We start from the raw sequence: 6,651 nt of genomic DNA, 5'->3' as shown, positions 1-6,651 counted from the left end.
TGTGGCTCTGCAGGCTCCTGCCATCGGTTGATCTGGAATCAACCTGTTCCTTCTGGAACAGCCAAAACGATTCAGATCAACTGAATCGGAAAGCCCCCTCCTCGGAGGGGGCTTTTTGTTGGGCTTGCTCTTCCTATCGTTCCAATCTCTTCACAGAGGACTTCTCGATCTGGCATGGAGAACAACGCCAGAGAACTCATCGCCCAGCAGGCTGAAACAGCCATCGCCAATCAACAGTGGAGTCGTCTGCGCTTCATCGGCAATCGTTTTGAACGAGCGGGCTGCTACAGGGATTGCTGGTTGGCGCTGACGCAGGCATCGGAAGCAACCACCCATCACCAACTGCCGATTTGGCCAGGCCCAGATGTGAACTGCGGCGGCGTTCTTGTACTGCCCACCACAAGGGATCTGGGAGACGAGTTGAGGATCCTCAGATTTGTCGGAGATCTCAAGGCACACGTCGATCAGGTCGTCGTCTTGAGCGATCCACGGCTCCACCCACTGCTCAAAAGAAGCTTCCCTGGTGTGGTCTGCTGCGATCCATCGGAAATCCCAGACTCGGAAATCCCAGACAATGCCGAGCTCTCTCACATGGCAGCCCAAGAGCGTTTGGCCTATTGGTTTGGATCCGATCAACAACAGCTGCAGGACGCCTTCCGCCCACTAACAGCACCCATCACCTCAAGGCAGAGCCCCAAGGGCATCGGCATCAGCTGGTTTTCCAAATCCAGAAACAAGACCTTGCCTGCCGTCGAAGACTGGGCATCAGCGCTTAAGAACATCCGCCAACCACTGCAGTCCCTGCAATATCTAGAAAAACCAGCACGCATCCGAGCATTGCGGGAGTTGAGCGGTCAACGCATTCGCTCCTCACAACCCATCGACCAGATGCTCGATCTGGATGGGTTTGCCAGACAAGTCGCGGGAGTTCGTGGAGTGCTCACCATCAGCAACACCACCGCACATCTGGCGGGGGCCTTAGGCATTCCCTGCGTTGTGATTCTCGACAATGGCTCGATCACCAACTGGCCCGATCAGGGTGAAACAACCCCGCTCTATCCCTCAACACGACTGATCCGCCGCGGCAGCGATGACTGGGCCACAACCCTGCGCCGAGGCTGGCGCACACTGAGAGCCTTGATCCCACCCCAGTAGGGAATCAGCATGCAAAGCTCCTCGATCAAAAGAGCCGGCACAGCGTGAGCAGCCCAAAGGCGAAGCGGAAACAACGCAGCCCCATCCAACGCGTGATCCGCTGGGGTCCATGGCACTACCGCTTCTGGCGTGAGGTCGCACGCTGGTGCTACGAGCAATCGCTGCACAACCCTGCGGTCGTTCCAGCGGACGTCGGCTTCCCGGCCCATCGGGAACTGTTGGAGTCGTACCAGCAGATCCGCCAGGAAACCCTGGAAGTAGCCCTCTCGGGGCGCTTGCCCGCTAACCACGAAATCATGCAGCAACAGCGCACGCTGTATGAATTCGATCGCAAGATCTGGGGGATGCTGCCCTTGAGGGGCTATGGCTACAACTACCCCGCCAATCAGGCGCTGATCCCTTCGTTGCGGAGCTTTCTGCAGCATCACCCCGATGTGGTTTCCGCTGCCGTGAGCCTTTTCCCCCCTGGCAAGGTTCTACGGCCCCATAAAGGCCCGTTCAAAGGGGTGTGGAGATATCACCTGCCGTTGTATGTGGAGGATTTTGGAGAGGGGCGCAGTTCCTGCGAACTGACGATTGATGGGCAGAGCTACTACTTGCAGGAAGGTGAAGGATTTCTCTGGGACGACACCTTCATGCACTCCGCCATCAATCGCTCCAGCCAGCCCAGGGTGGTGTTGCTGTTCGACGTCTTTCGCAAGGACCAGCCGTTTTGGCTGATCGGCATGAGCTGGATCTTCCTGTGGGTGGCTCAGATCTGGCAGCACGTGCAGGACATGCGCCAGCGTGCGGGTCTGCAGTGACTCAGGTACAAACCCTGATCGAGCAACTCGGCTTGATGCCCCATCCGGAGGGGGGCTGGTACCGCGAGTTGCATCGGAGCCCAGACCGGGTTCAACGCCACGACGGTGCCGAGCGTTCTGCATTGACGGCGATTCTTTTTTTGCTGCCCGCCGATGCCGTCAGTTGCTGGCATCGAGTGATCGGTGCTGACGAAGCCTGGACGCACATTGATGGGGCAACGCTGGAGCTCTTTCAGTGCCAAGCCGACGGCACAGGGCTGCAACGTGATGCTTTGGATGCATCCAACCCCGTCAAGGTGGTTCCCGCCAACGCCTGGCAGGCGGCAAGGAGTCTGGGTGCTTACTCCCTAGTGAGCTGTTGTGTGGGGACTGGGTTTGACTTCTGTGATTTCGAGATGGCCCGGCAGCAACCCACGACAGAACGCCCGAAATTGCCCCATCCGGAGTTGATCTGAACCGATGGCTTCGTAGCCTCACCACATCGATCAATGGCCATGGGCAGCAGCTTCGGCGACCTCTTCCGGATCAGCACCTTCGGTGAATCCCACGGGGGAGGGGTGGGTGTGATTGTTGAGGGCTGTCCACCACGGCTCAACCTCAGCGTCGAGTCGATTCAGGCCGAACTGGATCGACGCAAGCCAGGCCAAAGCCACATCACCACCCCGCGCAAGGAAGCGGACCAGGTGGAAATTCTCAGTGGCCTGCTGGATGGCGAAACCACGCTTGGCACCCCGATCGCCATGGTCGTGCGGAACAAGGACCAACGACCCGGGGATTACAAGGATATGGCGGTCGCCTTCCGGCCATCCCATGCCGATGCCACTTACCAGGCGAAATATGGAATCCAGGCACGCAGCGGTGGGGGACGTGCATCAGCGCGGGAAACCATCGGCCGTGTTGCTGCAGGTGCGATCGCCAAGCAGCTGCTGAAACAAGCAGCAGGAACTGAAATCCTGGCCTGGGTGAAGCGGATCCACACCATCGAAGCCTCCGGCATCGACCCGCAGCGAGTTCAGCTGAACGATGTGGAGGCCAACATCGTTCGGTGTCCTGAGCCAGCGATCGCCGAGCGGATGATTGAGCGCATCGAAGCCATTGGCCGTGAGGGTGATTCCTGCGGAGGGGTTATCGAATGCGTGGTGCGCCATCCCTCGATTGGTCTGGGCATGCCGGTGTTCGACAAACTCGAAGCCGACCTCGCCAAAGCTGTGATGTCGTTACCGGCCACCAAGGGATTTGAAATTGGTTCCGGTTTCGATGGAACGCTGTTGAAGGGCAGCGAGCACAACGATGCCTTTCTGCCGAGCGACGATGGTCGGCTGAAGACCGCCACCAACAACTCGGGTGGCATCCAGGGAGGGATCAGCAATGGTGAGACGATTGTGATCCGGGTGGCCTTCAAGCCAACGGCCACGATCCGCAAAGAGCAGCAGACCATCGATTCCGATGGCAAGGCAACCACACTCGCGGGGAAAGGACGACATGACCCATGCGTTCTGCCTCGGGCCGTGCCGATGGTTGAGGCGATGGTGGCACTCGTTTTGGCTGATCACCTGCTGAGGCAGCAGGGGCAATGCAGCCTTTGGTGAGCACCACCCTCAAGTCAGATCAAACGGAACCCACCGCTGAACTGGCGTTGGAGCTCAACGCCGCTGCGGCCGATTTCGTCTTTGCCGCGCTGCGGGTCCGGGTGCGGCGAGCGGGCTTTTTGCTGGCCTGAGCCTTGGCTGAGGCTGGTTTCTTGGCAGCCATCGTTTTCTTCACTGTCCGGCGCGCACGACCGGTCGCCCCGCGGCTGCGATGACTCAACACCAGGGCCCACTCCTCGTCACTGAGGGTGGATGGCTTGCTGCCATGGGCATAGGACAGCTTGGCCGCCTTCTCGATGTCCTTGATCAGATTCGTCCAGGACGTGGCAAAACGCTTGTCGGACTGCGATTTCGCGCCGCTTTCCACCAGGGTCTCCACAACCCCTGCAGCCGAAACCTTCTTGCGCCGGCGATTGAAAATCTCTTTCTGAAGCTGAGCGATCAGGGCATCGGCCTTGTCGCTGAGCTTGATCGTGAGCTGCGACATGACGCAGTTAGATAGCTATCTCATCTGTAGCATCTTGGACGCACGTCGACCAGTTGTTGGCATCAGCACTGGCTTGTCGATTGATGCAACCAGTCGAGAAGTGCCTGGAAGGCAGGCGGCGAACCCACCACCCTGCGGCCCAAAGCCACAGCGCCATGCCCAGCCTCCAGCCATACAGGGAGATCGCCCACCTCGAGACCTCCAGCGGCAATCACAAAGGGCAGGGGGCCGAGGGGCGCCTGCAAGCGCCCCCAATACCCAGGCCCAAGGTTGACGGCAGGAAACAGCTTGACGACACGACAGCCAAACTGCATGGCTTGATGCACCTCCGTGGGGCTGAAGACCCCAGGCACCAGCAAGACCCCAAGCTCTCGGGCCTGCTCCACAAGCTCCGGGCACCAGAGAGGCGCCATCGCATAGCTGAGGTCAAGCCGAGATAGGTCGTTGAGCGCCTTGGTGACCATCACCGAGGCCGCTCCCAGATTCAATTCAGGGCAATGGTCCTGCACCCGCTGCATGAACCCCATCCAGCCTGGCTGGTCAAGCCAGGCCACCTCGAGATGTCGCAGTCCTGCAGCATGAAGCTGCTGCACTTGCCCCAACAAGCCAGATCCCGAACCTGACGCCACAAGGTCGTCAGGCTCAGGCCGAATCACCAATAAAAGAGGCTGATGCTGCAGGGATGCCACCAAGAGCTCCTGCCGCACCAGCCAAGGGCTGGAAGACGAATTGAAATCAGACGTATTCGGCGACCCGGACGTCACGTTTGATCAGCAGCTCCTGAAGCTCTTCAGCATCAACAGTCTCCTGCTCAACGAGCATTTCAGCCAATTCATCCAGAACGGCTCGGTTGTCGGCAAGAACCTTGGTGGCGCGCTTGTAGGCCACATCCACCAGCTCAGACACCTCTTTGTCGATCATCGCGGCGGTTTCCTCAGAAAAGTCACGCTCCGCAGCGATGTCGCGTCCAAGGAACATGCCACCTTGCGCACGCCCAAGAGCAACGGGACCCAGTTCGTCGCTCATTCCGAAGCGGGTGATCATCTGACGCGCCGTTGAAGCAACCTGCTGAAGGTCGTTGGAGGCACCAGTGGTGACCTCGTCTTCGCCGTAGACAATCTCTTCAGCCACCCGGCCACCAAGGGCAACGGCCATTTGGTTCTGGAGGTAGGCCCGTGAATAAAGGCCCGATTCCATCCGCTCTTCACTGGGGGTGAAGAAGGTCAGACCGCCAGCGTTACCGCGGGGAATGATGGAGATCTTCTGAACCGGGTCGTAATCCGGCATCAGAGCACCCACGAGGGCATGACCAGCCTCGTGATAAGCAACCAGGCGGGCGCGACGCTCGCTCATCACGCGGTCCTTCTTCTCAGGACCCGCCATCACCCGTTCAATGGCATCACTGATCTCGTCGTTGCTCACTTCAGTGAGTTCGCGACGGGCCGCAAGGATGGCGGCTTCGTTGAGAAGGTTGGCCAAATCAGCGCCGGTGTAACCCGGTGTCCGACGGGCAACCTTGTCGAGATCGACGTCCTTGGCGAGGGTCTTGCCGCGGGCGTGGACTCCGAGAATCTGTAGACGTCCGGAATAGTCAGGGCGATCAACAGTGACTTGACGATCGAAGCGACCTGGGCGCATCAGAGCGGCATCAAGCACGTCCGGGCGGTTGGTGGCCGCCACAATGATGATGCCGGTGTTGCCCTCGAAACCATCCATCTCCGTCAGGAGCTGGTTCAGCGTTTGCTCGCGCTCGTCGTTACCACCGCCAAGGCCTGCTCCACGCTGACGACCAACGGCGTCAATTTCATCGATGAAGACGATGCAGGGAGCGTTTTTCTTGGCTTGCTCGAACAGGTCACGAACACGGCTGGCGCCAACGCCAACGAACATCTCGACGAATTCTGAGCCAGAGATCGAGAAGAAGGGAACACCTGCTTCACCAGCCACGGCCTTAGCCAGAAGGGTTTTACCGGTGCCGGGAGGTCCCACAAGCAGAACGCCTTTGGGGATCTTGGCACCGACGGCCGTGAAGCGATCAGGATTCTTGAGGAAGTCGACCACCTCGGTCAACTCAAGTTTTGCTCCCTCAATGCCGGCCACATCTGTGAAAGTCACCTGAGTGGAGGGCTCCATCTGAACCCGAGCCTTGCTCTTGCCGAACTGCATGGCGGGGTTTCCGCCGCCGCCGCCTTGGGCACGCCGGAAGAGGAAGAACAGTCCGCCCAACAGAAGGATTGGGAAGATCAGGCTTCCGGCAGCCTGCTGCCAGCCAGGGGTCTGACGGGAGGGCTGCACAGCGATATCGACGCTGTGTTCGGTCAGCAAACCGAGCAGCTCACGATCGGGAGCCAGGTTGACCTGGGCACGACGGCCGTCGTTTTCAACCACCTGAGCGGTGCCCTGATCCGGAGAAATCAGCACACGGCTGATTTGGTCATCCTTCACCGCCTCAACGAACTCGCTGTAGCGGATGGTGTTCACCTGGGGCTGGCTACCACCGCCGCCACCAATGAACGCTGGTGCAATCACAACGATCGCCAAGACCAAAAGGGCCCCGAGACCGATATTTCGCCAACGCTTGTTCACAGGTCGCCTCGTAGATGAAGGAATGTTAAAC

At 59.3% G+C, this 6,651-nt stretch carries 7 protein-coding genes; 4 read left to right on the top strand and 3 right to left on the bottom strand.

The window, feature by feature from the left end; translation table 11 throughout:
* Positions 1-174: 174 nt before the first annotated feature.
* Genes FZZ90_RS07150 through aroC form a run of 4 tightly spaced genes read left to right on the top strand, consistent with a single transcriptional unit; the run spans position 175 to position 3,547 of the window.
* Positions 175-1,155 (top strand): hypothetical protein, encoded by a 981-nt coding sequence (locus FZZ90_RS07150; protein ID WP_226425004.1) that lies wholly within the window; start codon positions 175-177, stop codon positions 1,153-1,155.
* A gap of 44 nt (positions 1,156-1,199) precedes the next feature.
* Entirely contained in the window at positions 1,200-1,958 is a 759-nt protein-coding gene (locus tag FZZ90_RS07145; RefSeq protein ID WP_226425003.1) for an aspartyl/asparaginyl beta-hydroxylase domain-containing protein, read from the top strand.
* Positions 1,955-2,413 carry a cupin domain-containing protein gene (locus FZZ90_RS07140; RefSeq protein WP_226425002.1) on the top strand — a complete coding sequence of 153 codons (459 nt, stop codon included), beginning with the start codon at positions 1,955-1,957 and terminating at the stop codon, positions 2,411-2,413. Before FZZ90_RS07145 ends, FZZ90_RS07140 begins: the two co-directional genes overlap by 4 nt.
* Positions 2,414-2,452: 39 nt before the next feature.
* Positions 2,453-3,547, top strand: a complete 1,095-nt coding sequence (gene aroC / locus FZZ90_RS07135) for a chorismate synthase (RefSeq protein ID WP_226425001.1) — start codon at positions 2,453-2,455, stop codon at positions 3,545-3,547.
* Between the two features lie 19 nt (positions 3,548-3,566).
* Here aroC and FZZ90_RS07130 read toward each other — a convergent pair whose 3' ends face one another.
* From FZZ90_RS07130 to ftsH, 3 genes are all read right to left on the bottom strand, one after another.
* The gene (locus tag FZZ90_RS07130; RefSeq protein ID WP_226425000.1) at positions 3,567-4,034 is read right to left on the bottom strand and encodes a hypothetical protein; all 468 of its coding nucleotides are present in this window, start codon (positions 4,032-4,034) and stop codon (positions 3,567-3,569) included.
* Positions 4,035-4,096: 62 nt separating this feature from the next.
* On the bottom strand, positions 4,097-4,741 hold the full coding sequence (locus FZZ90_RS07125; protein WP_226424999.1) for a bifunctional 4-hydroxy-2-oxoglutarate aldolase/2-dehydro-3-deoxy-phosphogluconate aldolase: 645 nt from the start codon (positions 4,739-4,741) through the stop codon (positions 4,097-4,099).
* Between the two features lie 28 nt (positions 4,742-4,769).
* Positions 4,770-6,620, bottom strand: a complete 1,851-nt coding sequence (gene ftsH, locus FZZ90_RS07120; RefSeq protein WP_226424998.1) for an ATP-dependent zinc metalloprotease FtsH — start codon at positions 6,618-6,620, stop codon at positions 4,770-4,772.
* Positions 6,621-6,651: the final 31 nt, after the last annotated feature.

The sequence above is a fragment of the Synechococcus sp. MU1617 genome (genome assembly GCF_020514235.1).
Taxonomy (GTDB): Bacteria; Cyanobacteriota; Cyanobacteriia; order PCC-6307; family Cyanobiaceae; genus Parasynechococcus.
The sequence above is the reverse complement of the archived record's forward strand: the minus strand, read 5'-3'. Positions and strand labels throughout refer to the sequence as shown.

What these genes read in the sequence shown, in the direction of transcription:
- FZZ90_RS07150 (WP_226425004.1), top strand. Translation starts at nt 175, where the DNA reads ATGGAGAACAACGCCAGAGAACTCATCGCCCAGCAGGCTGAAACAGCC.
- aroC (WP_226425001.1), top strand. Translation starts at nt 2,453, where the DNA reads ATGGGCAGCAGCTTCGGCGACCTCTTCCGGATCAGCACCTTCGGTGAA.
- FZZ90_RS07130 (WP_226425000.1), bottom strand. Translation starts at nt 4,034, where the DNA reads ATGTCGCAGCTCACGATCAAGCTCAGCGACAAGGCCGATGCCCTGATC.